This window comes from Amycolatopsis benzoatilytica AK 16/65 (assembly GCF_000383915.1).
In the GTDB taxonomy this organism is placed as follows: domain Bacteria; phylum Actinomycetota; class Actinomycetes; order Mycobacteriales; family Pseudonocardiaceae; genus Amycolatopsis; species Amycolatopsis benzoatilytica.
The window spans coordinates 2579724-2603578 of the sequence record NZ_KB912942.1 but is presented as its reverse complement, the minus strand read 5'-3'; the positions used below and the strand labels follow the sequence as shown (position 1 = coordinate 2603578).

Here is a 23855-nt window from a genome sequence, read left to right as displayed (position 1 = left end):
ACGTGGATTCTCTGAAGGGGCCCTTCACGGACTTTCCGGAGCGGGTCAGAAGTCCGGACGGCGGATCGCGGGCAGGTCGTCAAGGGTTTCGCGCAGGGCCTGGACGACCCGTCCGTGCCCAAGCGGCAGCGGTGCGGGGACCTGGTCGTCGGGGGTTTCCGTGCTGTGCGCGATCACCCGGACTTCGGTACCTGATTCGCGCAGCACCGCGATCTCGTTGCCGTGCTTCGCGAACCAGGCTTGGTCTTCGGCGGCCGCGTCGCCGGGGCTCACCACGCCCTCCGCTGCGGGGTCGACGAGAAGTACCGACCGCAGCGCGGACGGGAAGCGGGCGGCGGCCCGCAACGCTTCGGTCGCGACCGGGCCGCTGGCGACGAGATCGCTCAGACGCAGCGGCCCAGCGGGCTCGGCGAGCACCTCCGCGCACTTGTCCCAGGCGCCGGGCACGGGCAGCCGGCACCAGAGGATCTCGTGGTCGTCGGCCAGCGGACGCCAGGTCGCGGGCAGGCCGTCGTGTTTGGCCGAGCCCGCCGGGTCCAGCACAATCAGCCGCCGGGCGCCGGGCTGTCCTGCGGTGACCAGTGGCGGCCCATCGCCGCGGATCGGGTCGGCCGGGGTCGCGTCGGGCATGTGCTGCTCCTTTCTCGCTACGGACAGGCGTCGCGGGCACGAGTCCGCTGTGGACAGTCAGTCGAGGGCCGACCGCGCCGCGGTGAGGTCGGCGAGGAAAGCGCGGTAGGCAACGTCGCGATCGGGGGCACGCAGGACGGCGGAGGGGTGCACGGTCGCGATGACCGCCGGGACCAGCTCATCCGACGCGATCGGTTCGCCGCGATGGGCAGTGAGCTTGAACGCAGGCCCGAGCAGGGCCTGCGCCGCGGTCGCGCCGAGCGCCAGGATCAGCCGGGGCTGAACCGCGCGCAGCTCGGCCTCCAGCCACGGTCGGCAGGCGCGGACCTCGGCGCGGCCGGGTTTCTGGTGCAGCCGCCGTTTGCCGCGTTCCGCACGGACGAACTTGAAGTGCTTCACGGCGTTGGTGAGGTAGAGGTGCGCGCGGTCGAAACCGGCTTCCCGCAGCGCCCGGTCGAGCAGCTGCCCGGCCGGGCCGACGAACGGTTCCCCGGCGCGGTCCTCACGATCCCCGGGTTGCTCGCCGACGACGAACAGGTCCGCGGTCGCCGGTCCGGAGCCGAACACGGTCTGCGTGGCGTCGCGGTACAGCTCACAACCTTGGCACTGCGCCGCCGCCTCCTGGAGACGGCGCAGGTCGGCCGTCCGGGGCGGCCGGGCTCCGTCGAGTTCCGGCACCGGTCCGGGATTCCCTCGGCGGGTAGGCGTAAACCCGGGGCAGCGGGGTAGCCGGTGTCCGGTCGAAGAAAGGAGAGTGCGCGATGACGAACGCGACGACCACGGCCCGCGCGTTGATGACCGCCGACCCGGTGTGCGTCCGCGCGTCGGACACGGCGCACGACGCGGCCCAGACGATGGCCCGCGAGCAACTGGGCTCGCTGCCGATCTGCGGCGAGGACGGCCGGCTGACTGGCATGCTGACCGATCGCGACCTGGTGGTGAAAGTGCTGGCCGAGGGCAAGGACCCGCGTGCGGTGCACGCCGGTGAGCTGGCCCAGGGCGAAGCCGTCACGATCGGCGCGGACGACGACGTGACCGAGATCTTGCAGACGATGGCGCAGCACCGGGTCCGCCGGCTGCCGGTCATCGACGGCCACGAACTGGTCGGCATCGTCGCCCAGGCGGACGTGGCCCGGGCCATGCCGAACCCGGACACCGGGGTGCTGGTGGAAGCCCTGTCCTACGATTGACGACCGCGAGGTGAGCCCAAGCCGGGGAGGCCTGGGCTCACCTCAGTCACGACTGGCGGATGATCAGCACTACGCGTGGCGCAGGATCGCGCCGAACCCGTCGGCAAGTTCGAGCCGTTCGTCCATCACCACGACGTCCGCTCCGACTGCCACCGCCGCGTACGGCAAGGCCTCGTCTGCTCGGCGGCGGACTGGATGGTCGACCCCGCTGGCTTCCAGGTCGCCCGCGCGGACGCCGACCTGCGCGGGCTCTGGGCCGGTGTACACCGCGGCGTCGCCGGGGTCGCTGATCAACAGAGTGTCGACGTTCGCCGCGGCGAGCGCGCCGGCGACCGACGGCAGACCGTTCGCTGCCAAGCCCGACCGGCGGGCGGACTCGGCCCGGAAGCGTTCGGCGAGGTCGTCTAGCTCGACCAGGCGCCGTCCGGCCAGCAGTTCGCGGACCGAGCGGTCCAGCTCGGCGCGGTCGGCGCCGGGAGCGCGTCCGCCGGTGTCGACTTCCGCGGTGATCGCCCGGACCGGCGCGGAAAGGCGGTCGTGCAGCTCGGCGCGCGCCTGCACCTCCCCGGCCAGCACGATCACCCGCGGCCGGGCGCGTTCGGCGGCCTTGGCCACCCGGTCGGCGACTTCGGCGAGGTTCTGGTGGGCGGTCTGCTCGGCGTGCGACTGGATGTCGCGGTGTGCCGGGCCGCCGCCCCGGACCTTGTGCACGGGATGATCCTGCCCTCGTACGGTCTCCGTCTCGACGCTGCCGTCGGCGCGGTGCAGCTCCATGTCCGCACCGACCCGGTCGACGAGCACCACCAAGTGGACCGGCACGTCGTCGGTGTGCGTCACGGTCGGCAGAAAGTATGGCAGCGCCGAGTACCGCGCCTCCTGGGCGGGCGGCGGGGCGGCGAGCCGCCGGTCGAGCAGGACGGCGCCGTGCGCGGCGACCAGGCTGCGTCCGCCTTGGCCCACCGGCGGCGGGTCGGCGGCTGCCGTGTGCAGGACGGCTTCCGCGGTCGGCCGGTCCGCGCCCTGCTCGTCCAGCGCGGCATCGATCTCCTTGAGCCGCAGCCGAAGTTGCTTGGCGGCGTCCTCGGTGTCGTGCGATTCGTCGAAGTGCACGGAGACGAACGGTCCGTCGGTCAGCAATGCGTGCAGTTCCGCTGTGTCCACTGTGGATTTCCTCCGGTCCTGATGGGGCGTCACCTGGTTCGCGGCAGCTCGGGCGAGGCGGTGTCCAGCGGCACGGCGCCGGCGCGGACCAGTCCGAGCTGGACGGTCTGGCGGTGGCTCGCCGCTTCGAACGCCCAGTCGGCGGCGGTGCGCAGGCGATTGCCCGGCAGCGAGAACAGGTGGTAGGCGCGGGTCACGAGCCGTGCCGCGCGGCCGGCGAGCGGGACGTGCAGCGGATTCGCCGCGCCCGCGCGGGCGCCGAGGTCGACGGCGAAGCCGAGGTCCCGGTGCCGGTAGCGGCGCGGGCGGCCGGTGCCGAGCGATGCGGCGACGTTGCGGCCGGCCAGTTTGCCCTGCCGTTGCGCGTGTTGTGCCGTCATCGGAGTGGTCTCGCCCGGACGGGTGAGATCGGGCACCGCGGCGGCGTCGCCGCAGGCGAACACGTCAGTTCGGCCGGGTACGGTCAGCTCCGGGGTCACGACCAGCCTGCCCCGCACGGTTTCCAGGCCGAGATGCGCGACCAGCGGGTCCGGACGGACGCCGACGCACCACACGAGAGTGCGGGTGGGCACGGAGTCGCCGGTGGTGAGCGTGACGCCTTCCGCGTCGGCGCGGTCGACGGAAGTCTTCATCCGGACTTCGACGCCGCGCTCGCGCAGCACCTGGTCCGCGGTGGCGCCGAGCCGCGGGTCCAGCTCAGGCAGCACCCGGTCGGCGATGTCGAGCAGCTGCCAGCGGATCGGCTGTCCGGCGAGCTCCGGATGCCGCCGCGCGAGCGCGCTGGTGAACGCCGGGCCCTGCGCGGCGACCTCGGTTCCGGTGTATCCGGCTCCGACGACGACGAAGTTGCACCGGGCGTCGCGCTCGGCCGGGTCGTCGGTGGCGGCGGCCAGTTCGATCTGCCGCGTCACGTGGTCGCGCAGGTACAGCGCCTCGGGCAGGCCGCGGAATCCATGTGCGTGCTCGGCGACGCCGGGAATCGGCAGCAGCTTGTTGACGCTGCCCGCGGCCAGGATCAGCCGGTCGTAGCTCAGCGTCCGTTCCTGGTCTTCCGGATCGGTATAGCCGACCTCGCGGGCATCGAAGTCGACCGAAGCGGCGGTGCCGAGGACCAGCCGCACGCCGCGCAGAGTGTCCGGAATGGACACGGACACGTGCCGGGGGTCCACGATCCCGGTGCCGACCTCGGGCAGCAGCGGGAGGTAGAGGAAGTAGTCAGTGGGGTTCAAGACGACGATCTCGGCGCGGTCGCCGAGAGTCCGCAGCAGCGTTTCCGCGGCGTGGTAGCCCGCGAACCCGCCGCCGACGATCACGACTCGCATGGGCGGCCTCCTTCCGCCGCCCGGGTACCCGTGGCGAGAGCGGGCAATCACGCGGGTTTCGGCGGGGTGCGGCCGGGCAAGCCGTAGCGGGAAAGCCCCGTTCGAGGAGGAGCGCATGAGCAGCACGATCACCGAAATCGTGGACGTCGAAGTCCCGGTGACCACCGCCTACGACCAGTGGACTCAGTTCGAGTCCTTCCCCGAATTCATGGAGGGGGTGGAGGAAGTCCGCCAGCTCGACGCGACGCACACGCACTGGGTCACCCGTTTCGGCGGGGTGAGCCGGGAATTCGACGCGACCATCACCGAGCAGCATCCCGACGAGCGGGTGGCCTGGCGGGCAGATTCGGGCCCGGACCACGCCGGCGTGGTGACCTTCCACCGCCTCGCCGACACCCGGACGCGGGTGACCGCGCAGATGGAATTCGATCCCGACGGTTTCGCCGAGCAGGCCGCGGACAAGCTGGGCGTCCTGGACCGGCGGGTGAAGGGAGACCTGGCCCGGTTCAAGCACTACGTCGAAGAGCGCGGCCGGGCGACCGGGGCCTGGCGGGGCGAGGTGCCGCGGCCTGGCCAGTGAGACGTTTCGGTCTCCGCCGGGCGCGGGTATGCGTTCGGCATGGCTGTTGACATCCCGAGCGTCCCGCTGCCCGGCGGGGCCAGCTTGCCGCAGATCGGAATCGGCGTGTTCCAGGTGCCGCCGGACGACACCGCGAACGTCGTCCGGACGGCCCTGGAGGCGGGCTGCCGCCACATTGACACCGCGCAGATGTACCGGAACGAGGCGGGGGTGGGGCAGGGCATCCGGGATTCGGGGCTGGCCCGCGAGGATGTCTTCGTCACCACGAAACTGGCCAACGACGCGCACGGCCACGACAACGCGATCACCGCGCTGGAGGGCAGCCTGGAGCGGCTCGGAACCGAGTATGTCGACCTCTACCTGATCCACTGGCCGCTTCCCGGCCGGGGCAAGTTCCTCCGCACCTGGGAGGCGTTCGACGAACTCCAGAAGGCGGGCAAGACCCGGGCCATCGGGGTGTCCAACTTCCGGCCGGAGGACCTGGACCGGCTCGCCGAACACGGCGGCCCGCTGCCCGAGGTCAACCAGATCGAGCTGCATCCGGCCTTCCAGCAGCGGGAACTGTCGGAATACCACCGTGCGCACGGCATCGTCACCGAAGCCTGGAGCCCGCTCGGGCAGGGCCGGGTGCTCGGCGCGGCCGTGCTGGCCGACCTGGCCGGCAAGCACGGCCGGACCCCGGCGCAGATCGTGCTGGCCTGGCACCTGCGGCGCGGCCGGGTGGTTTTCCCGAAGTCCGTGCACGCGGAGCGGATCCGGGAGAATCTGGACGTCGCGGACATCGAGCTGGACGAGGCTGAGCTGGCGGCGATCGACGGGCTGGACGAGGGACGCCGGCTCGGGCCGGACCCGTCGACGTTCGAGGGCTGACCCCTCAGGCCAGCACCAATGCCGCCAGCAGCGGCACTCCGGCGAGAAGCCAGGCGACGTAGTCGCCGACGTGACCGGAGTGGAGCCGGTGCAGGCTCGGCCACGCCGGGACCCGCCAGCGGTGCCAGAACGCCACCGCGGCGGCCCCGGCCGACGCGGTCAGCAGGCCGGTGACGACTCCCGAAGTCCGCCAGCTCGCGTCCGCGTCTGCCGGATCGGGTGCGGCGCCAGCGGGCAGCGCGGGCAGGACGGCGTGGAGATAGCCGATCCGGTCGGCGGCCTGAGCCCCGGCGATCGAAGCCCACTCGCGGACCGCCGGCAGAAGGCCCGCCGCCAGCGCCAGCGCCAGAAGTCCGGCCGCGGAGGCTGCCATCACCGCGGGCGTTCCGGCGATCCGCCTGCCGGTCTCCGGTTCCTCGTGCTCACCGCTTGTGGTGTCCTCCGCGTCGCGCGGCGGCGGGGCGCCGAGTCCGAAGTAGATCCGGGCACCCGCATGCATCACCGCACCCGCGGTCGCGACCGAAACGAGAGCCGAGACCGGCAGCAGCCAGCTCGGCCCAGCGTCTTCCGCGGTCGCCTTGCCCAGGGCGAGGGCGAACGGCGGCAGCCCGGCGAGCGCGAGCCCGGCCAGCAGGAACAGCACCGCCTCGAACCGGGAGTGTTCGACTCGCCCGTGCAGATCGTCCACGTCAACGCTGCGGTAGCGGTCACGCAGGATGCCAGTGAGCAGGAACAGCGTGCCCTTGACTCCTGCGTGGCCGGCCACCGACAGCCCGAATCCGGCCAGCGCCGAAGCGTTCGCAGCGGACAGTCCGCCGAGGAAAACCCCGGTGTGCGCCACGGTGGAGAAAGCGAGCAGCCGTTTGAGGTGGCGCTGGGTGCAGCAGAGCACCGCGCCGAGCACGGCGGTGCCGATGCCCAGAACAGTCGCGACGTGCGGCAGTGCGGTGGGCAGCACCGGGTCGAACACTATGCGCTGTACCCGGAAGAGCCCGTACAGGCCGAGTTCGACCATGATTCCGGAGAACAGCACGCACACCGGGGTAGGCGCGACCGCGTGCGCGTCGGCCAGCCAGAAATGGAACGGCACCGCGGCGGCCTTGACCAGCAGGCCAGTCGAGACGAACGCGAACGCGGCCACCACGAGCAGATCCCGCGGTCCGTGCGAGAGGGCAGCGCCGAGCTGTGCGAGCCCGAGCTGCCCGGTGCGGGCATAGAGCAGGCCGATGCCCATCAGAGAGAAGTACGCGCCGAGGGAATTGACCACGCCGAAGGTCAGCGCGCCCTGCACGGATTCGGCTTCCTCGACCTGGTACCCGGTGAGGGCGTACGCGACCGCGCTCATCAGTTCGAAGAAGACGAACAGGGTGAACAGATCGCCGGTGAAGAGAAACCCCAGCATGCCGGTGAGAAAGAGCAGCATCATCGCGTGGAACCGCGCCTCCGCGACGGCGAAGTACCGCCAGCTGTAAAGCAGCGCGAAAACGGTGAGCAGACCGGCGACCAGGCCCAGCAGTGCGGACAGTTCGTCGGCGACCAGCACCGTGCCGACCGAGCGGGCGCCTTGAGGGCCGTGACCGCCGACCCAGTCCACGACCCGCCCCCGCCGGCAAACCAGCACCAGTGCGAAGAGCAGACCCGCGGTGCCGACGGACAGCGCGGTGGCGAGCGCGTCGACCACCGGTCGAGGCAGGAACCTGCCGGTGGCCAGAAGCAGGCACGCACCGAGCAGCGGCACCGCGATCGTGAGGGCGGGCAGCACGGCGTCATCCCCGCAGCGCGCGGAGCTCGTCGGGCACGATCGTGCCGTGCCGCCGGGAGACCTGGACGGTGATGGCGAGCAGCAGCGCGGTGATCGTCGCGGACACCACGATGTCGGTCAGGGTCATCGCCTGCACCATCGGGTCGACCACGGGGCCGGCGGGCAGGATCGGCGGGCTGGCGGCCGGCCGGAACCCGATGCCCAGCAGGAAGACGTAGGTGCCGGATTGCGCGACGGACAGCGACACGACGGTGTGCACCAGGTCGCGGCTGTGCACGATGCCGAGGCTGCCGACGAGCAGCAGCCAGGCGGCGACGGCGTAGCAGCTGTAGGCGGTGATCACGCGGTCTCCTTGTCCGGCAGCAAACCCTGCTCCAGAAAGCGCGCCAGCAGGACGACGAAACCGGCCGCGACCTCGACCCCGACGAAAAAGCTCAGCAGCGGCACGGTGCCCGCGGACGGCAGCGCGGTCCAGCTGCCGAACGGAAGGAAGTTGGTCAGGAATGAGCCGGCCGCGACGAGGCCGGCCAGCCCGGTCACCACGTACAGGCCGGTGCCGGTGGCTTCCGCGTATTCGCACCAGGCGATCGGGCGCAGCCGCGCGAGTGCCGGGTAGTCGCCTGCCAGGTACAGCAGATGCCAGCCGGTGGCGAGTACGACGCCGCCCTGGAACCCGCCGCCGGGGGTGAGGTGCCCGTGCAGGACGACGTCGATGCCGAGCAGGAACGTGATCGGCAGCAGGACGTAGCCGAAGATGCGCACCGCGGGCAGCACCGGGCGGTGGTCCGGGTTCAGCCGGCGTCGTTCGCCGGGAGAGAGCGACAGCAGCGACAGCGTGCCGACCACGGCAGCCGCGACGATGGTCTCCTCGCCGAGGGTGTCGAGAGCACGCAGGTCGAAGTTGATGGAGGACACCAGGTTCGGCGTCTCGTGCGCCCGGCCGGCCGGGCGGGCGAGAGCGAGGTAGACCTGGGTCGCGGCCGGGGTCCGGGCGAACGCGGCCCCGAGCAGGACGGCGAGCGCCAGCGCTCCGGCGAACGCCAGGATCGTGCGGAAACGGCGGGTCACGGCTTTCCTCCGCGGACCTTGCGAAGTGTCAGCAGTACCAGGAGCGGGACGATCGCCGAGCCGACGGCCAGCTCGGACAGTGCCACGTCCGGTGCCTGGAGCACGACGAACAGCAGCGTCAGCACGAGGCTGTAGACCGAGAGAGTGGGTGCTTGGCGAGCCGGGTCGGAGGTGCGCACGACCGCGAAGCCCGCCGCCGCGGCAAGCGCCAGCAGGAGCAGGGACAGCACGGTGGTCACCGGCGGTCCCGTTCCAGCCGGGCGGTCGCCGTTTGCAGTACCGGACCGGTGATCGCGAGCAGCGCGACGGTGACCGCGATCTGGGCGGACGCGAGGTTCCAGCCGACTTCGACTATCAGTCCTAGCCCGATCAGCGGCCCGGCGATCGTGGTGACCGGGGAAAGAAAATGCAGGCGGGCGAGCGCGCCGCGGGCGCGAAGCGCGCCGTACGCCGCGAAGGGAACGACCGCCGCGCCGGCGAACGTGAGGACCGCGGCGACGGGGTTCATCGCGAACCGAGCAGCCGGGTGAACACAAGCGTGCCCGCGAACGCGAGGACGACCAGGACCAGCGGCAGGATCAGCGCGCTGGCGGGACCGTACGCCTGCACGAGGCACAGCAGTGCCAGGACGGTGATCGAGGCGGACAGTTCCAGGCCGATCAGCCGCTCGACTGGTCCGCCGCGCGCGGCGAGCAGCAATGCCGGGCCGAGCCCGGTCGCGATCAACACCGCCGCGACGATCAGCCAGCCGGTCATCGCCGCACCCGGTCGAGTATTCGCGAACGGCCCGGGACCAGCCGGTGCACCAGCACCGCCGCATCTCGTTCCGGCACGTCGGCCACGATCGTGCCCGGCGAGAGTCCGATCGCGACAGTCGCGACCGCCTGGCGTGCGGCTAGGCGATCACGAGGCAGCGCCAGCTCTTCGGTCCGCCCTGGTCCTGAAGTGCGCAGCGCGGCAACGGTTTCGGCCACCGCGGTCTGCGGTACCCGGGTGAACCACCGCCACCAGCGCAGCCGCGGACGAGGCACTCCGCGTAGAGCTCTTCGCGAGGCTGCGGCGAGAAGAGCGCAGGGGAGCGCCGCGACCGCTGCTGCCACGGCCTCCGGCAAGCTCAGGCTCGCGGCGGTGCACAGCCACACCGCCACGAGTACCAGCCACCAGTACACGAGTTCTCGACGCACCACCGGCGGATACCCCGTCCGCCGCCGCATAACCGTCCGATTGCCTCGTGGCCGATCGGGTAACCGGAGCGCAGCCAACTCTGTGGGAGGACCGCATGACGGACCGGATTCGCCCGCCGCAGCGGCAGGAGCCGCCAGGCAGCACGGCCGAGATGGACCCGCGACCGCGGGATTCGATGACCGAGTACGAGGGGCGGGGCCTGCTCGCCGGTCAGCGCGCGCTGATCACCGGCGGGGATTCCGGGATCGGCCGCGCGGTCGCGATCGCGTTCGCCAAAGAGGGGGCCGACGTCGCGATCGCGTATCTGAACGAGCACGAAGACGCCGAGTACACCGCGGGCCGCGTGCGCGCCGAAGGCCGGCAATGCCTGCTGCTGCCCGGCGACCTGGCCCAGCCGCAGCAGTGCCGGGACGTCGTCGAGCAGACGCTGACCGGGCTGGGCGGGCTGGACATCCTGGTCAACAACGCGGCGACGCAGTGGCCGGTGGACCGGCCCGAAGACCTCACCGAAGAGCAGTGGCTGCACACGTTCGACGTGAACATCCACAGCTATTTCCGAGTGACCGCCGCTGCCCTCCCGCACCTGAAGGAAGGCGCGACGATCGTCAACACCGGTTCGGTGAACGGGCTGCGCGGCAACAAATCGCTCATCGACTACTCGGCCACGAAGGGCGCGATCCACGCCTGGACTTACGCGATGGCGCAGGCGCTGGCCGGCCGCGGCGTCCGGGTGAACTGCGTCGCGCCGGGTCCGGTGTGGACACCGCTGATCCCGTCGACGTTCCCGCCGGAGAAGGTGGAGAAATTCGGTCTGCAGGTGCCGATGCAGCGCGCGGCGCACCCGGACGATCTCGCCCCTTCGTATGTGTTCCTCGCCGCGAACAAGCTTTCGTCGTACTACACCGGCGAGGTGCTGGCAGCGCTGGGCGGGGAAACCACGCCTGGTGGGTAACGGAAACCCCGAAGAAAGGAGCGAAGCATGGCACGAGTGGCAGTGCTGGTGGACGAGATGGTCGAGGACGACGAGTTCCGGGTGCCGTGCGAACGGCTGCGCGCGGCCGGGCACGAGCCGGTCGTGGTCGGATTGAAGCGCGGGAAGGAGCTGACCGCTCTGCACGGCACCCAGTTCACCGCCGATCAGGCGGTGGACGACGTGGGCGCGGCGGACTTCGACGGAGTGGTGGTGCCCGGCGGATACTCGCCGGACAAGATCCGCACGAACGAGTCGATGATCGCACTGGTGCGCGAGACAGCCGAAGCGGGCAAGCCGGTCGCGGCGGTGTGCCACGGACCGTGGCTGCTGGCCGAAGCCGGCCTGGCGCGCGGGCGGACGCTGACCTCGTGGCCGTCGTTGCGGACTGACCTGCGCAATGCCGGCGCGGAGTGGGTGGACCGGGAGGTCGTCGCGGACGGCGATGTGATCACCTCGCGCAACCCCGGCGACCTGGACGCGTTCTGCGACGTCCTGCTGGAACGGCTGAAGTAAGCCGCCTGTCCGTGAAGGGGCCTCTGGATGCCGTGAAGGGCCCCTTGAGGGACTTGGATTCCCTCAAGGGGCCCTTCACGGACGAACCGGGGTCAAGTGAGCGCGAAGCGGATCCCGAAGTGATCCAACGTCGCGGGCAGCCGCCCGGGCCGCAGGTCAGCGGCGTTCCCCCGCGGTCCGAAACTCGCCAGCTGCAGCAACGCGGCGAGCAGGGTCGACGTGGTGAAAAGCACGACGTCGCGGCCCGGGCACACCGCGGGGCCGGCGCTGAACGGCACTAGCGCGGGGTTGGCGGCGGCCTGGCCGTCGAGCCAGATGTCCGGGGAGAAAGAATCCGCGTACGGCAAGATGTCCGGGTCGCGGTGGAAGAACGGCGTGTACACCAGCATCGTGGTGCCAGCGGGGCCCCAATCGGTGTCTTCGGTGCTCTCGCGCAGCAGCGCGGGCGTGGTGGGCCACAGCCGAATCGACTCGAGCACGCACGCCCGAAGGTAGGGAAGCTGCTGCGGGGTCGAGAGGTCTGCCCGGTCGGCTTCGGCATGTGCGCGGGCCAGCTCGTCGGGGTGGGCGACGAGCAGGGCGAGGGCGCGGAACGTGACGAGCGACGCGGCGTCGAAAGCGAACAGCCAGTGGGGGACCTGGCCGACCGGGTCCAAATCCGGGTCGGCAGGGTGTCCGCGCACCGCCGCGCCGAGGCTGCCCGGCCGGTCGAGATCGAGCTGCCGGGTGAGCAGGGACAGGAACCGTCGGCGCTCGTCCCCGCGGCGCGGATGGGCGTACGCCCAGTTCGCGTCGAGACGGAGCCGGCCCAGCAGATCGGTGACGCGCCGGTCCGCGGTGGTGTCGCCGCCGAGCACGATTCGCCGGACGATCGCCCAGAAATGCTCGGTAAACCGGGTCGCGTCGAGCTCCGGGCCGTCGCAGAGCATTTCCTGCGCTTCGTCGCGGACGAGTTTCGTCCAGGAACCGGCCAGTTCGTGAGCGGCCCGGCCGGGCTGGAGCACGGATTCGTTGAGGTCGCGGCGACGGGCGCGGGTGTCGCCCTGGGAGATCAGCACTCCGTGCGGCTGGAAATGCCGCAGCGCGGCCGCCTTCTCCGTGGTGTCCGGGCTGAACGGGGTCGGCGCGTCGGCCAATAGGCGGCCGACCTGTGCCGGATCCAGCAGCAGCTGGAACGGCCGGCCGGGGACGGACACGTCGAGCGGGCCCGGTCCGTACCGGCCGCGCAGGTCGCCGAGCAGGCGGATGGCCGAGCGGTCGGGCTGCAGCCGCTGCGCGACGCTCATCGCCCGCGGCCGCCGCTTGATCAGGCCGATGCCGGCCATGGGGACGACCACCCTCGCCGCGACGCGCCCGATGTCGAGGGCCGAGGCCCGCGCCGGGCGGACGTCGGCCGGGGGCAGTTCGGACAGGTCAGGGCTCGCGGTCACGCGGGTGGTCGCCATGAAAGCCGGGTACCCGGGCCCGGACCGGCGAAACGTCGCTACGCCGCAACTGTTTCCGTGCGCCGATGCCATGCCCGGTGGTCGGCCATCGTGGCCAGCAACGACGCGGCGAACTCGTCCGGCAGCGCCCCGCTGGCGGACGCGGTGGTCACCACGCCCTGCTCGATCGAGACCCTGGTGTCGTCGGTGTCCGGAACGGGCACGCCGGCCTGGCGCAGCAGGTCGACGCCGCTGCCGAACGCGGCGACCGGCTTGAGGTGCTTGTACGCCTCGGTGACGTAGTGCACCGCCTCGCCGTCCCGGCTGAGCTGATCGACACTGCCCGGCCCGCCGGCCACCACGACCGCGTCGTAGAGGACCGAGGACATTGTGGACAGTTGCCGGTCGACCGGCAGCGCCTTGCCGTCCCCGGCGGGCCGAAGCTCGCCGTCGGCGACCGAGAGGACTTCCGCCGTGACCCCGGCGTCGGCACACGCGTCGAGGACCTTGCGCAAGCCGACCGCGTCCACGTCGTCCGCGGCGAGAATCGCGGCTTTCCGGCTTTGCGCGGTGAGATTCGGCTGGTCCAGCTGGGAGAGCGCGGCCGAAGCGTCCTGATGGTGCGGGCCGAGATCCGCAGGCGCCGCCACGCCGATTCCGGCGGCCACCCGGCAGGCGAGATCGTGGTCGACCCGTGCGAGATGCCCGACGGTCCGCTCGCGGATCGCCCGGTCGCCCACCTTGCCGAGCTCGAACCGGAACGCCGCGACGATGTGTTCGCGTTCGACCTCGCTCATGCTGTTCCAGAACAGCGTTGGCTGGCTGTAGTGGTCCTGGAAGCTCTCGCTGCGTTCGCGGATCTTGTGGCCGGAGACCGCCTCCGTGTAGTGCCGGTAGGCACCGGATCCGCCGGCGGCCGGGCAGCCTCCGCCGAGCGAGTTGCGGTAGTAGCTGGTGGGGGAGCGGTGCACGGTCTGCTGGCCGTAGCCGTCGCGCTGGTTCGTGGCGACCTCGGCGACCGGGCGGTTCACCGGCAGCTGCGCGAAGTTCGGCCCGCCCAGCCGGATCAGCTGGGTGTCCAGATAGGAGAAGTTGCGCGCCTGCAGCAGCGGGTCGTTGGTGAAGTCGATGCCCGGCACCACGTTGGCGGTGTGGAAGGCGACCTGCTCGGTCTCGGCGAAGAAGTTGTCCGGATTGCGGTTGAGCACCAGCCGTCCGACCGGCTGCACCGGCGCCTGTTCCTCGGGGATGATCTTCGTCGGGTCCAGCAGGTCGAAGGCGAACTCGTGCTCGGCGGACTCGTCGACCAGTTGCACGCCCAGCTCCCATTCCGGGTACTGGCCGGCCTCGATCGCGTCCCACAGGTCGCGCCGGTTGAAGTCCGGGTCCTTGCCGGCGATCTTCTGGCATTCGTCCCACACCAGGGAATGCGTGCCCAGCACCGGCTTCCAGTGGAACTTCACGAACGTGCCCAGGCCCTCGGCGTTGACCAGCCGGAAGGTGTGCACGCCGAAGCCCTGCATCATCCGGTAACTGCGCGGCAGCGCCCGATCGGACATCAGCCACAGTACGGTGTGCAGTGTTTCCGGTTGCAGCGAAACGAAATCCCAGAACGTGTCGTGCGCGGACGCGGCCTGCGGCATCTCGTCGCGCGGCTCGGGCTTGACCGCGTGCACGAAGTCCGGGAACTTGATGCCGTCCTGGATGAAGAACACCGGGATGTTGTTGCCGACCAGGTCGTAGTTGCCCTGGCGGGTGTAGAACTTCGTCGCGAAGCCGCGGATGTCGCGGACCGTGTCGGCGGAGCCGCGCGAGCCGGCGACGGTGGAGAACCGCACGAACACGGGAACCTTCTCGCCGCTGGTCAGGAATTCTGCGGTGGTGTAGTCGCGCAGCGAGTCGTCGTAGGCTTCGAAGAACCCGTAGGCGCCCGCGCCGCGCGCGTGAACCACGCGTTCGGGGATGCGCTCGTGGTCGAAATGGGTGATCTTCTCCCGGGCGTGGAAGTCCTCCAGCAGCGTCGGTCCGCGTGCACCGGCGCTGAGCGAATCGTCGGTGTGCTGGACCCGGACTCCCTGCTGAGTGGTGAGGAACGAGCCCTCCGGGTCGCTCCGGTACGAGTCGAGTTGGTCCTGTTTCGCGTCGTGCTCGGTCACGTCGTCGCCTTCCCGCTGTTTCGGCTGTGTTTTCGCCCGGCTACCCGGTGCACTCGCGGTCAAACGGAGCGCGGTGGACGAACGCGGCGACCGCGGCCGGATCCGGATACAGCTCGCCGGAGAACGCCGCGACCACGCGGAGGCCGCCCGCTGGGCCGGTTTCGCGCGCGAGCCGCCAGCCGTTCGTGTCGTCCCAGAGCAGCACGAGCTCCCGGGCGGGATGACCGGGACGGAGGCTGGTCAGGAAGACGTGGCCGCAGACCAGGTCGGTGACCTCGCTGGCGGTGTCGGCGGCCGGCACACCGAGCGCCTGGCCGACCGCGCGGACGTACGCGGCGAGTGCGCGTTCGTCCTCGGCCGGGAACTCCGGCTTCCTGATCAAGGACATCGCAGCGGTCACTCCAGCCCGGCGGCCAGCAGTTCCGCCAGGTGACGTCCCTCGCGGCCGCCGCTGTCGAACTCGTGGAGCTGGGTCCGGCAGCTGAACCCGTCCGCCAGGACGGCCGTGTCCGGGTCGGCCGCCCGGACACGCGGCAACAGCACCCGTTCCGCGCACGCGCGGCTGACTTCGAGATGACCCCGTTCGAACCCGAAGTTGCCGGCCAGTCCGCAGCAGCCGGAGTCCAGCCGCTCCACGTCGGTTCCGGCGGCGGAAAGAAGCTCCCGGTCGGCTTCCCAGCCGAGGACGGCGTGCTGGTGGCAGTGCACCTGGGCGAGTGCGCGTCCGGGGACGCGGGGCGGGCGGTAGCCAGGCGAGTGGCGGGTCAGCAGCTCCGCGAACGTGACGGTCTGCTCTCGCAGCCGCCGGACGTCCTGATCGCCGGGGAACAGTTCGGCGGCGTCGGAACGGAACACCGCGGTACAGCTGGGTTCCAGGCCGAGCACGAGACCGCCTTCGCGCAGGTGCCCGGCGAGCGCGCGCACGGTGCGGGTGAGCACCCGCTTCGCGACTCCCAGCTGACCGGTGGAGATCCAGGTCAACCCGCAGCACAGTGAGGATTCCGGCAGCTCGACGCGCCATCCGGCGTCCTCCAGCACTCGGACGGCGGCCTGGCCGACCTGCGGCTGGAAGTAGGCGGTGAACGTGTCCGGCCAGAGCAGGACGGTGCCGCGGGCACCGGTGCCGGACGGGCGGTGCCGGGCGAACCACCGTGGCAGCGTGGTGGGCGCGAACCGGGGGATCTCCCGGCTCTCGACGCCGGCGGCGCGTCCGGCGAGCCGCGACCGGGTGAGCAGGTTGACCGGCCGCGCCAAGTGCGCGCCTCCGACCAGCCGGGCGGCCACGGGCAGCCAGCCCATCGTGAAGTCCGAGCGCGGCCGCCGCCAGGGCCGCCGCCGGTAGTGCTGGGCGAGGAATTCCGCTTTGTAGGTGGCCATGTCCACATCTGCCGGGCAGTCGGATTTGCAGCCCTTGCAGGCCAGGCAGAGGTCGAGCGCGTCCCGGACCTCGGTGGAGCGCCAGCCGTCGGCCAGCGGGCCGTCACGATGCCCGTCCAGCATCTCGAACAGCAGCCGGGTCCGCCCGCGCGTGGAGTGCTCTTCTTCGCCGGTGACCTGATAGGACGGGCACATCACGTCGCCGCTTTCGGTGGTGGTCTGCCGGCAGCGGCCGACGCCCACGCAGCGGTTTGCGGCCTGGGAGAACGAGCCGCCGTCGTGCGGAAAGCGGAAGTAGAGCCGGTCCGGCTCGGCGGGCGACCAGGACGAGCCCAGCCGGAGGTGCTCGTCCAGTCCGGCGGGCGCGACCACCTTGCCCGGATTCATCCGGTCGTCCGGGTCGAAGATCGCCTTGAGCCTGCCGAACGCGGTAACGAGGTCGTTGCCGAACATCCGCGGCAGCAGTTCGCCGCGGCTCTGCCCGTCGCCGTGCTCGCCGGAGAACGACCCGCCGAACTCGGCCACCAGGTCGGCGGCGCGTTCCATGAACCGGCGGTAGGTCGCGACGCCGGAGGCGGTGTAGAGGTCGAACGGGATGCGGGTGTGCACGCATCCTTGCCCGAAGTGGCCGTACAGGCTGGGACCGGTTTCGCTGGCGTAGCCGAATTCCGCGTAGAGCGCGTCGAGCCGCCGCAGGTAGTCGCCGAGCTTTTCCGGGGCGACCGCGGAGTCTTCCCAGCCTTCGAAGGTGTCCGGCTCGCCGGGTATGTGCGCGGTGGCGCCGAGCCCGGATTCGCGGACCTGCCACAGCTCGGCCTCCCGCGCGGGGTCATCCATGAACTGGACGTCCGGAGCGTTTTCGGTGCCGCGCAACGCCTCGATCATCCGGTGGGCCTGCGCATCCGCTTCCTCGGTGTTCTGCCCGCCGAACTGGACCATCAGGAACGCCCGGCCGCGGGGCAGCCTTTCGCGCGCCTTTTCGTTCAGGTGCTTGATCCGTTCGTCGTAGAGCAGCCGGTGGTCGACGCCTTCGAGGGCGATCGGTTCGTGCGGCAGGATGGCCGGCACCGCGTCGGCGGCGGTCGCGATGTCCGGGTAGCCGAGCACCACCAGTGTGCGTCCGGGCAGCACCGGAACCAGCTCCAGCTCCGCGCGCAGCACGGTGACCAGGGTCGACTCGCTGCCGACGAGCAAGCCGGCGACGTCGAAGCGGTGTTCGGGCAGGAGCGAGTCGAGGTTGTAGCCGGACACCCGGCGGGGGATGTCCGGGAAGCGGCGGCGGATCTCGTCCGCGTACTCGTCGCGGAGGCGGCGCAGCTGCCGGTAGACGGCGGCGCGGCGGTCGCCGTGGTGCTCGATCTCGGTGTACTCCGCGTCGCTGGTCTCGCCGCACCAGAACCGGGTTCCGTCCGGCAGCAGCACTTCCAGCGCCTTGATGTTGTCGACCACCTTGCCGGTGCGCTGCGCGGTCGCGCCGCACGAGTTGTTGCCGATCATCCCGCCGAGCGTGCAGTTGAAGTGAGTGGCCGGCTCCGGGCCGAACCGCAGGCCGGTGTCGGCGAGCTGGCGGTTGAGGTCGTCCAGCACGATGCCCGGCTGCACTACGCAGGTCCGGCGGTCGGCGTCGACGGACTCCAGCTTCGAGCAGTACTTCGACCAGTCCAGCACCAGCGCGGTGTTGGTGCACTGCCCGGCCAGGCTGGTGCCGCCGCCGCGCGAGAGCACCGGTGCGCCGAATTCCCTTGCCGTCGCGAGCGCTTCGGCCGCGTCTTCCGGGGAGCGAGGGACGACCACGCCGATCGGCACCTGCCGGAAGTTCGACGCGTCGGTGGAGTAGGCGGCGCGGCTGCCAGGGTCGAAACGCACTTGGCCTTCGACGCGCTCCCGAAGCGCCGCGGCCAGTGCGTCGAGATCGAGGTCGGGCGGCGGTGGCTGCCGCACGACCGGGTCGGGGAGTTCAGTGGTGCCCATGGCCCTCCTTCAGAGCGCGTATTCGGCGGCCGCGGCGGTGCGCAGGCGCAGCCCGTGCCCGGCCTCGGACATGGACGGCGCGACCGTGCCGCCGGTGGGATCCAGGCCGCCGTCGAACAGTTCGCTTTCGATCCGGTCGTGGTCGGCGAACCATTCGATATGCCGGAAATTGGGCGTGGCGGCCGCGGCGGACGCGGACAGGTTCGGCGCGCAGTGCGCGGAGACGTCGCGGTTGGCCGCGGCGGCGAGCGCGGCGACGCGACGCCATTCGGTGTATCCGCCGCAGCGGGTGACGTCGACCTGCAGGCAGTCCACCGAGGGCAGCATCCGGGCGAAGTAGGGCAGGTCGTAGCCGTATTCGCCGGCCGCGATGTCCGGGCCGTCCGGGGAGCGCAGCTGCGCGAGCCCGGCCAGGTCGTCGCTGGACACCGGTTCTTCGAACCAGGTCACGCCGAACTCGCGCAGCGGTCCGGTGATCCGGCGGGCCTGCCCGATCGAGTAGCCGCCGTTGGCGTCCACGAACAGCTCGGTGTCGTCGCCGACGGTCTCCCGCGCCAGCCGCACCCGGCTCAGATCGCGGGAGACGTGGCTTCCCCACGCTTCGCCGATCTTGATCTTCGCGCGCGGGATCCGCCTCCGGCGCACCCACTCGTCGAGTTGTTCGGCCAGCCGGTCGTCGTCCTCCGAGGTGAAGCCGCCGCTGCCGTACACGTCGACGTGTTCGTGAACCCGGCCGAGGAACCGCGCCAGCGGGAGGCTGACCAGCTTCGCGGCCGCGTCCCAGACTGCGATGTCCACCGCGGACAGCGCGCACGAGACGAGCCCGACGCGGCCGAGATTCCGGACCGCCCGCTGCATGGCGCTCCAGCAGGCCGGAGGATCGAGCGCGGGCAGTCCGGTGATCTCCGGCGCGAGCTTCTGTTCGATCAGCGGTACGCACGACGCGTCGGCGTAGGTCCAGCCGAGTCCGTCCGCAGCGCCGGCGTGGAGCCGGACCACGACCAGCGTGGTTCCGTCCCAGCTCAAGGTGCCGTCGGCCTCCGGGGCAGGCGTCGGCACCCGGTAAGCGGTCGCTTCGACGTGCTCGACGCGCGGTGCCGCGGTGGCCGTCATCGCGAGTGTCCGGGCAGGAATTCCTGAATCTTCGTCTTGGCCCCCTGAGTGACCAGATGGAACGCTTCGGGATCGCCCTTGAGCACCGCCTCGGTCACCGATTTCATCTGTTCGAAGGTCGCGTGCGGCGGGATCGGCGGCACTTCGGCGTCACACCGCACGTCCAGCACGGTCGGGCCGGTGGCGGCGAACGCGGCGTCCCAGGCGTGCCCGACCTCGCCCGGCTCGTCGACGTTGATCCCGGCGAGCCCGATGCTGCGGGCGAAACCGGCGTAGTCGACGTCCGGCAGCGCCTGCGACTCCTCGAACTTCGGCGCACCGCCCATGGCGCGCAGCTCCCAGGTGACCTGGTTCAGGTCGTTGTTGTGGAATACGCAGACGATGCACCGCGGATCCGACCACAGCCCGTGGTAGCGGGAAATGGTGATCAGCTCGGCCATCCCGTTCATCTGCATCGCGCCGTCGCCGACGAGCGCGATCACCGGCCGATCCGGGTGAGCGAACTTCGCACCGATCGCATACGGCACGCCCGGGCCCATCGTGGCGAGCGTTCCGGACAACGAACCTCGTACGTCGCCGCGGATCCGGAGGTTGCGCGCGTACCAGTTGGTCGAGGAGCCGGAATCGGCGGTGACGATGGCGTCGTCCGGGATGCGGCGGGACAGCTCGTGCACGATCCGCATCGGGTTGACCGGCTTCGCGTCGACCTCGGCTTGGCGGTCGATGGTGTCCCACCATTCGGCGACGTTCTTCTCGATCGTTTCGCGCCACGAACGGTTTTCTGTCCGGCGCAGCTTCGGCAGCAGCGCGCGCAGAGTCGCGGCGGAATCGCCGACCAGGTTGACTTCGGTGGGGTAGCGCATCCCGATGAACCGGCCGTCCAGGTCGATCTGCACCGCGCGGGCCTGGCCGAACTCCGGCAGGAACTGGCTGTACGGGAAGTTGGAGCCGACGATCAGCAAGGTGTCGCAGTCGCGCATCATCTCGTAGCTCGCCCGGGTGCCGAGCAGGCCGATCGCGCCGGTCACATAGGGGAGCTCGTCGGAGAGGACGTCCTTGCCCAGCAATGCTTTCGCCACCCCGGCACCGGTGGTGTCGGCGACTTGGCGCACCTCCTCGGCGGCGCCGCGCGCGCCTTGCCCGACCAGGATGGCGAGCTTCTCGCCGGAATTGAGCACTTCGGCTGCCTCGTCGATGCTGGACTCGGGCGGCACCGGGTTGGGCCAGGCCGTCCCGGGCGGGCTCGACGGCATTTGCTTGAACACGTGCTGCGGCGGTTCGTACGGCTCTTCCTGCAGGTCCGCCGGAATGATCACGGCGGTCGGCGTGCGCGAGGCCTGGGCGACCCGGATCGCGCGGTCGAGGGCGTTGGGCAACTGCTCGGCGACGTTGACCTCGACGCAGTACTCGTTCGCGACGTCCCGGTACAGCGTCTGGAGTTCGACCTCCTGCTGGTAGCTGCCGCCCATCGCGGTCCGCGCGGTCTGGCCGACGATCGCGACGACCGGGACGTGGTCGAGTTTCGCGTCGTAGAGCCCGTTCAGCAGGTGGATCGCGCCCGGCCCGGAGGTGGCCATGCAGACGCCGACGCGGCCGCTGAATTTCGCGTACCCGACTGCGGCGAATGCGGCCATCTCCTCGTGCCTAGCCTGCACGAACCGCGGTTTGTTGTCCGCCTTGCCGAACGAAGCGACGAGTCCGTTGATTCCGTCGCCAGGATAGGAGAACACCTGCTCCACGCCCCAGTCGCGCAGCCGGGCGAGCAGGTAGTCGCCGACAGTTTCGGTCATGGCAGTCCTTCCCGTGCGTAGTGATCGGGTCTCCGGCTACCCGGGCCGGTCCGGGCCTACACGTCTTCGCCAGGCAGTGCGGTTGCGGCCGGACTGCGCTACGGTCGAGGCGGGAGCGGTTCAGCCCACGTGCCGTTGTCCGACCCAGAGCGGCCCGCCTCAGCGGGTCCCGGGCCGGGCCGCGCACATCGGGTCCGGCCTCGCGTGTCGCGAGGAGGGCACCATGACGCAACAAACCGATGTGCCGGGTACGCCGGCAAGAATTCTGATCACCGCGACCGCGAACGAGACGGTGGTCGCGGTCGCGGCGGAACTGGACTTGCGGTCCACCGCCCAGCTGCGTGAACGGCTGGCCGACGAGCTGGCGCTGCGGCCTCGCGGGCTGATCGTCGATCTCACCCGGGTGACGTTCTGTTCGGTCGCCGGGCTCAGCGTGCTGGCGGAGGCTGCCAGGCTCGCCGAAGCCGCGGGCGTGGCGTTCGTGCTGGCGGCTGGCCAGCGCGCGGTGCTGCGGCCGATCCGGGTCCTTCGGCTCGACGCCGAAGTGACGCTAGCCCGCAGCGTCGCGGAGGCGGTCGAGCTGGTGTCCGCCGCGCGGCGGACAGCGGCTGAGGTGAGTTGACCGCCTGGCCGGGGCGTCGCTGGTGCATCTGGCCAGGCGCTTCCGGCCGCGCCGACTACCCGTGTGCTGGCGACCAGCGCCGATTAGCGGGGTGCTGCCGACCGGTCCGACCGCTCGCGTGCTGCCGAGGCGTTCGTTTGTCCGCTTCGGGTCGCGGCTCGGGCGCGTGGCTCCGTTGCCGCAGCCGAAGGAGCGCCGGCGAGTCCGCGGGCTGATTCTGCCCGCGGACTCGCCGGCGTTTGCCGGGCGTGCCCGGTCACCCCCTGCCACGCCCGGTCACCGGCGCTGCTGAGCAGCTTCCCGTGCTTCGCGACGCTCCGCTTCGGCGCGGGCTCGTTCAGCGTCCGCTTCCTTGGCGGCTGCCTCCTGCTGCGCGTCCGCTTTGTCCTGCTGCTCCCGGCCTTCCCGGTGCAGCGAATCGTTGCCGACGACGGCGCCGGCCGCCTCCTTCAGCTTCCCCTTGGCATCTTCCACCGTTCCTTTGACGGCTTCCGACGTGTCAGTCCGGTGTTCCGGCACAGTCGTGCTCCTTTCCGCGTTCCTGGTCGGGGTGGTCGCGCTCAGGTCCGGCCCAGCGCCTTGGCCAGCTCGTTCTTCGTCATTTTCGAGCGGCCGTGGACGTTGCGTTGCCGTGCTTCGTTGTAGAGCTGCTCGCGGGTCGGCCCGCCCGGGCCGAGCCGCTTGCCGGAGCGATGCCCGCCCCGCTCCTGCGGAGACTTGCCGCGCAATGAGGTCCGGCTGGCGCGCTCGGACTCTCCGGCCCGCGCCCGGTTCTTGTTCACCGTGCGGGCCGCGATCTCCTCGGCTCGGTCTTCGCTCGTGCCGCGTTCCTCCTGGGACTTCTTGATGTGTTCGTACTGGCGTTCCCGTCGGCTGTTCCATGCCTGCTGCGGCATTTCGGCTCCTTCCGGTATCGCGGTCCATCGGGTTTCCGCACCGGTTGCCGGTGAAACATTGGCGGTGCGCAGCGGTCGCGCGGCGCGGGTACGTTGGAAAGGAGTCCGTGCCAGCGGGAGGCGAGGAGTGGAACCGGAAACCGGAGTCACCATCGAGCATTCGGCGGTAGTGCGGTTGAGCGGCGACCCGACCGGGGCCGGTGCGGAGCTGGCCGGGGTGCTCGCGGCCGCGCCGCGCTCGGTGATCTTCGAGCTGAGCGGGCTCACCGCGTTCTCCGCTGAGGACCTGACGATGTTGCGAGAGTCGGCGGGAGCGGCCCGGGCAGTGTTCGCCTGCCGGCCCGGCGGCGTGGCGCGGCGAGTGCTGGCGGACGCGGGCCTGCCGGTCGCCGATTCCGCCGTCGCGGCCCTGGCCGGCGAAGACGATCCGCTCGGCCCGTGCGGATCGGAATTCCGGTCGCTGACGGAACTGCTCCTCGCCGCGCCGACGGTCGGCGCGGTACTCCAGCTCGTCGTGGACGCGACCGCGTCCCTGGTCCCCGAGGCCGACCTGGTGTCGATCACGCTGCTCGCGCCGGACGGCCGGTTCCACACCGCGGCCTACACCGACCCGGCGGCCGCGGACCTCGACCGGCTCCAATACGAGCTGGGCGAGGGGCCTTGCCACGATGCCGCGCAGCCGGACAGCGCCGAGTTCGTCGAATGCGCCGATCTGCGCGCCGCACCGATGTGGCCGGACTGGGCGCCGGCCGCGGCTGGGGACGGCTGGCGCAGCGTGCTGGCGACGGCGCTGGCCGACGAAGCCCTGACACGGTTTTCCGGCGCGCTCAACCTCTACTCCCGCAGTCCCGGCGGGCTGGCCGGAGCCGACCGGGACATCCTCCTCCTGCTGGCGAGCCATGCCGCGCTCGCAGTGGCCGGCACCGACGCGCTGACGCGCGACGAGCTGCACCAGGCCCAGTTGCGCACCGCGCTGGACAGCCGGGACGTGATCGGTCAGGCGAAGGGCATCATCATGGCGCGTCGCGGCCTGGACGCGGACGAGGCGTTCGATCTGCTGCGCCGCACGTCCCAAGAGCTCAACGTGAAGCTCGTGCACCTCGCCGGCACGCTGGCGGAGCGGCACGGCGAACTGGACGGCGAACTGGACGGCGCCGAGCTGGCACCGGACGAGCCGGACCCGGTCTGAGTTCCTCCCTGGAGTGTTGACCGCACCGCGACCGGGTAACCGGTCTCGGGCCGCGCTCGTCCA

General features: G+C 71.1%; 26 protein-coding genes. 7 read left to right on the top strand and 19 right to left on the bottom strand.

All coding sequences use genetic code 11. The annotated features are described in order from the left end of the window. Positions 1 to 45 precede the first annotated feature (45 nt). Together AMYBE_RS0111900 and AMYBE_RS0111895 are read right to left on the bottom strand one after the other, a co-directional pair. Complete coding sequence (locus AMYBE_RS0111900; protein ID WP_020659600.1) at positions 46 to 630, bottom strand: hypothetical protein; 585 nt, start codon at positions 628 to 630, stop codon at positions 46 to 48. A 57-nt stretch (positions 631 to 687) separates the two neighbouring features. Beyond that, positions 688 to 1308, bottom strand: a complete 621-nt coding sequence (locus tag AMYBE_RS0111895) for a UdgX family uracil-DNA binding protein (protein ID WP_020659599.1) — start codon at positions 1306 to 1308, stop codon at positions 688 to 690. An 83-nt stretch (positions 1309 to 1391) separates the two neighbouring features. Between AMYBE_RS0111895 and AMYBE_RS0111890 the strand changes: the two genes are divergently transcribed. Next, positions 1392 to 1820, top strand: a complete 429-nt coding sequence (locus tag AMYBE_RS0111890) for a CBS domain-containing protein (protein WP_020659598.1) — start codon at positions 1392 to 1394, stop codon at positions 1818 to 1820. Positions 1821 to 1889: 69 nt separating this feature from the next. Here the strand turns inward: AMYBE_RS0111890 and AMYBE_RS0111885 are convergent, their stop codons facing one another. Together AMYBE_RS0111885 and AMYBE_RS0111880 are read right to left on the bottom strand one after the other, a co-directional pair. Continuing rightward, positions 1890 to 2981 carry an Rv2629 family ribosome hibernation factor gene (locus AMYBE_RS0111885; protein WP_020659597.1) on the bottom strand — a complete coding sequence of 364 codons (1092 nt, stop codon included), beginning with the start codon at positions 2979 to 2981 and terminating at the stop codon, positions 1890 to 1892. 29 nt (positions 2982 to 3010) lie between these two features. After that, entirely contained in the window at positions 3011 to 4303 is a 1293-nt protein-coding gene (locus AMYBE_RS0111880) for an NAD(P)/FAD-dependent oxidoreductase (RefSeq protein WP_020659596.1), read from the bottom strand. A 115-nt stretch (positions 4304 to 4418) separates the two neighbouring features. Between AMYBE_RS0111880 and AMYBE_RS0111875 the strand changes: the two genes are divergently transcribed. Both AMYBE_RS0111875 and AMYBE_RS0111870 read left to right on the top strand, forming a co-directional pair. Further along, positions 4419 to 4883, top strand: coding sequence for an SRPBCC family protein (locus AMYBE_RS0111875; protein WP_020659595.1), 465 nt, complete (start codon positions 4419 to 4421; stop codon positions 4881 to 4883). Between the two features lie 39 nt (positions 4884 to 4922). Further along, positions 4923 to 5753 carry an aldo/keto reductase gene (locus AMYBE_RS0111870; RefSeq protein WP_020659594.1) on the top strand — a complete coding sequence of 277 codons (831 nt, stop codon included), beginning with the start codon at positions 4923 to 4925 and terminating at the stop codon, positions 5751 to 5753. Between the two features lie 4 nt (positions 5754 to 5757). Here the strand turns inward: AMYBE_RS0111870 and AMYBE_RS0111865 are convergent, their stop codons facing one another. The 7 genes from AMYBE_RS0111865 to AMYBE_RS0111835 are packed head-to-tail and all read right to left on the bottom strand — an operon-like array spanning position 5758 to position 9770. Beyond that, positions 5758 to 7515 carry a complex I subunit 5 family protein gene (locus tag AMYBE_RS0111865; protein WP_020659593.1) on the bottom strand — a complete coding sequence of 586 codons (1758 nt, stop codon included), beginning with the start codon at positions 7513 to 7515 and terminating at the stop codon, positions 5758 to 5760. 4 nt (positions 7516 to 7519) lie between these two features. Further along, positions 7520 to 7858, bottom strand: coding sequence for a sodium:proton antiporter (locus AMYBE_RS0111860; protein ID WP_020659592.1), 339 nt, complete (start codon positions 7856 to 7858; stop codon positions 7520 to 7522). Next, the gene (locus tag AMYBE_RS0111855; RefSeq protein WP_020659591.1) at positions 7855 to 8583 is read right to left on the bottom strand and encodes an MnhB domain-containing protein; all 729 of its coding nucleotides are present in this window, start codon (positions 8581 to 8583) and stop codon (positions 7855 to 7857) included. The genes AMYBE_RS0111860 and AMYBE_RS0111855 overlap by 4 nt, the downstream gene beginning before the upstream one ends. Continuing rightward, on the bottom strand, positions 8580 to 8822 hold the full coding sequence (locus tag AMYBE_RS0111850; RefSeq protein ID WP_020659590.1) for a Na(+)/H(+) antiporter subunit B: 243 nt from the start codon (positions 8820 to 8822) through the stop codon (positions 8580 to 8582). The genes AMYBE_RS0111855 and AMYBE_RS0111850 overlap by 4 nt, the downstream gene beginning before the upstream one ends. Further along, positions 8819 to 9091 (bottom strand): monovalent cation/H(+) antiporter subunit G, encoded by a 273-nt coding sequence (locus AMYBE_RS0111845; protein WP_020659589.1) that lies wholly within the window; start codon positions 9089 to 9091, stop codon positions 8819 to 8821. Before AMYBE_RS0111845 ends, AMYBE_RS0111850 begins: the two co-directional genes overlap by 4 nt. Beyond that, entirely contained in the window at positions 9088 to 9339 is a 252-nt protein-coding gene (locus tag AMYBE_RS0111840; protein ID WP_020659588.1) for a hypothetical protein, read from the bottom strand. The genes AMYBE_RS0111845 and AMYBE_RS0111840 overlap by 4 nt, the downstream gene beginning before the upstream one ends. After that, on the bottom strand, positions 9336 to 9770 hold the full coding sequence (locus AMYBE_RS0111835; RefSeq protein ID WP_154676174.1) for a hypothetical protein: 435 nt from the start codon (positions 9768 to 9770) through the stop codon (positions 9336 to 9338). Before AMYBE_RS0111835 ends, AMYBE_RS0111840 begins: the two co-directional genes overlap by 4 nt. A 92-nt stretch (positions 9771 to 9862) precedes the next feature. Between AMYBE_RS0111835 and AMYBE_RS0111830 the strand changes: the two genes are divergently transcribed. Further along, complete coding sequence (locus AMYBE_RS0111830) at positions 9863 to 10720, top strand: SDR family oxidoreductase (protein WP_020659586.1); 858 nt, start codon at positions 9863 to 9865, stop codon at positions 10718 to 10720. 27 nt (positions 10721 to 10747) lie between these two features. Next, on the top strand, positions 10748 to 11254 hold the full coding sequence (locus AMYBE_RS0111825) for a type 1 glutamine amidotransferase domain-containing protein (protein WP_020659585.1): 507 nt from the start codon (positions 10748 to 10750) through the stop codon (positions 11252 to 11254). 92 nt (positions 11255 to 11346) lie between these two features. Here AMYBE_RS0111825 and AMYBE_RS0111820 read toward each other — a convergent pair whose 3' ends face one another. Genes AMYBE_RS0111820 through AMYBE_RS0111795 form a run of 6 tightly spaced genes read right to left on the bottom strand, consistent with a single transcriptional unit; the run spans position 11347 to position 21085 of the window. Continuing rightward, the gene (locus AMYBE_RS0111820; RefSeq protein ID WP_020659584.1) at positions 11347 to 12699 is read right to left on the bottom strand and encodes a cytochrome P450; all 1353 of its coding nucleotides are present in this window, start codon (positions 12697 to 12699) and stop codon (positions 11347 to 11349) included. A 38-nt stretch (positions 12700 to 12737) separates the two neighbouring features. After that, positions 12738 to 14834 (bottom strand): catalase, encoded by a 2097-nt coding sequence (locus AMYBE_RS0111815; protein ID WP_020659583.1) that lies wholly within the window; start codon positions 14832 to 14834, stop codon positions 12738 to 12740. 40 nt (positions 14835 to 14874) lie between these two features. Then, entirely contained in the window at positions 14875 to 15222 is a 348-nt protein-coding gene (locus tag AMYBE_RS41535; RefSeq protein ID WP_154676173.1) for a DUF6292 family protein, read from the bottom strand. 8 nt (positions 15223 to 15230) lie between these two features. After that, the gene (locus AMYBE_RS0111805; RefSeq protein WP_020659581.1) at positions 15231 to 18182 is read right to left on the bottom strand and encodes an FAD-binding and (Fe-S)-binding domain-containing protein; all 2952 of its coding nucleotides are present in this window, start codon (positions 18180 to 18182) and stop codon (positions 15231 to 15233) included. A gap of 9 nt (positions 18183 to 18191) precedes the next feature. After that, complete coding sequence (locus AMYBE_RS0111800) at positions 18192 to 19295, bottom strand: enolase C-terminal domain-like protein (protein WP_020659580.1); 1104 nt, start codon at positions 19293 to 19295, stop codon at positions 18192 to 18194. Continuing rightward, on the bottom strand, positions 19292 to 21085 hold the full coding sequence (locus AMYBE_RS0111795; protein ID WP_020659579.1) for a thiamine pyrophosphate-requiring protein: 1794 nt from the start codon (positions 21083 to 21085) through the stop codon (positions 19292 to 19294). Before AMYBE_RS0111795 ends, AMYBE_RS0111800 begins: the two co-directional genes overlap by 4 nt. 223 nt (positions 21086 to 21308) lie before the next feature. On the opposite strand from AMYBE_RS0111795, the gene AMYBE_RS45425 reads away from it, so the two are divergent. Then, complete coding sequence (locus AMYBE_RS45425) at positions 21309 to 21707, top strand: STAS domain-containing protein (RefSeq protein ID WP_020659578.1); 399 nt, start codon at positions 21309 to 21311, stop codon at positions 21705 to 21707. 276 nt (positions 21708 to 21983) lie between these two features. Here AMYBE_RS45425 and mbp1 read toward each other — a convergent pair whose 3' ends face one another. Beyond that, the gene (mbp1, locus tag AMYBE_RS0111785; protein ID WP_020659577.1) at positions 21984 to 22226 is read right to left on the bottom strand and encodes a microaggregate-binding protein 1; all 243 of its coding nucleotides are present in this window, start codon (positions 22224 to 22226) and stop codon (positions 21984 to 21986) included. A 41-nt stretch (positions 22227 to 22267) separates the two neighbouring features. Beyond that, entirely contained in the window at positions 22268 to 22603 is a 336-nt protein-coding gene (locus tag AMYBE_RS0111780) for a hypothetical protein (RefSeq protein WP_020659576.1), read from the bottom strand. 127 nt (positions 22604 to 22730) lie between these two features. On the opposite strand from AMYBE_RS0111780, the gene AMYBE_RS41530 reads away from it, so the two are divergent. Then, positions 22731 to 23792 carry an ANTAR domain-containing protein gene (locus tag AMYBE_RS41530; protein WP_020659575.1) on the top strand — a complete coding sequence of 354 codons (1062 nt, stop codon included), beginning with the start codon at positions 22731 to 22733 and terminating at the stop codon, positions 23790 to 23792. Positions 23793 to 23855 lie beyond the last annotated feature (63 nt).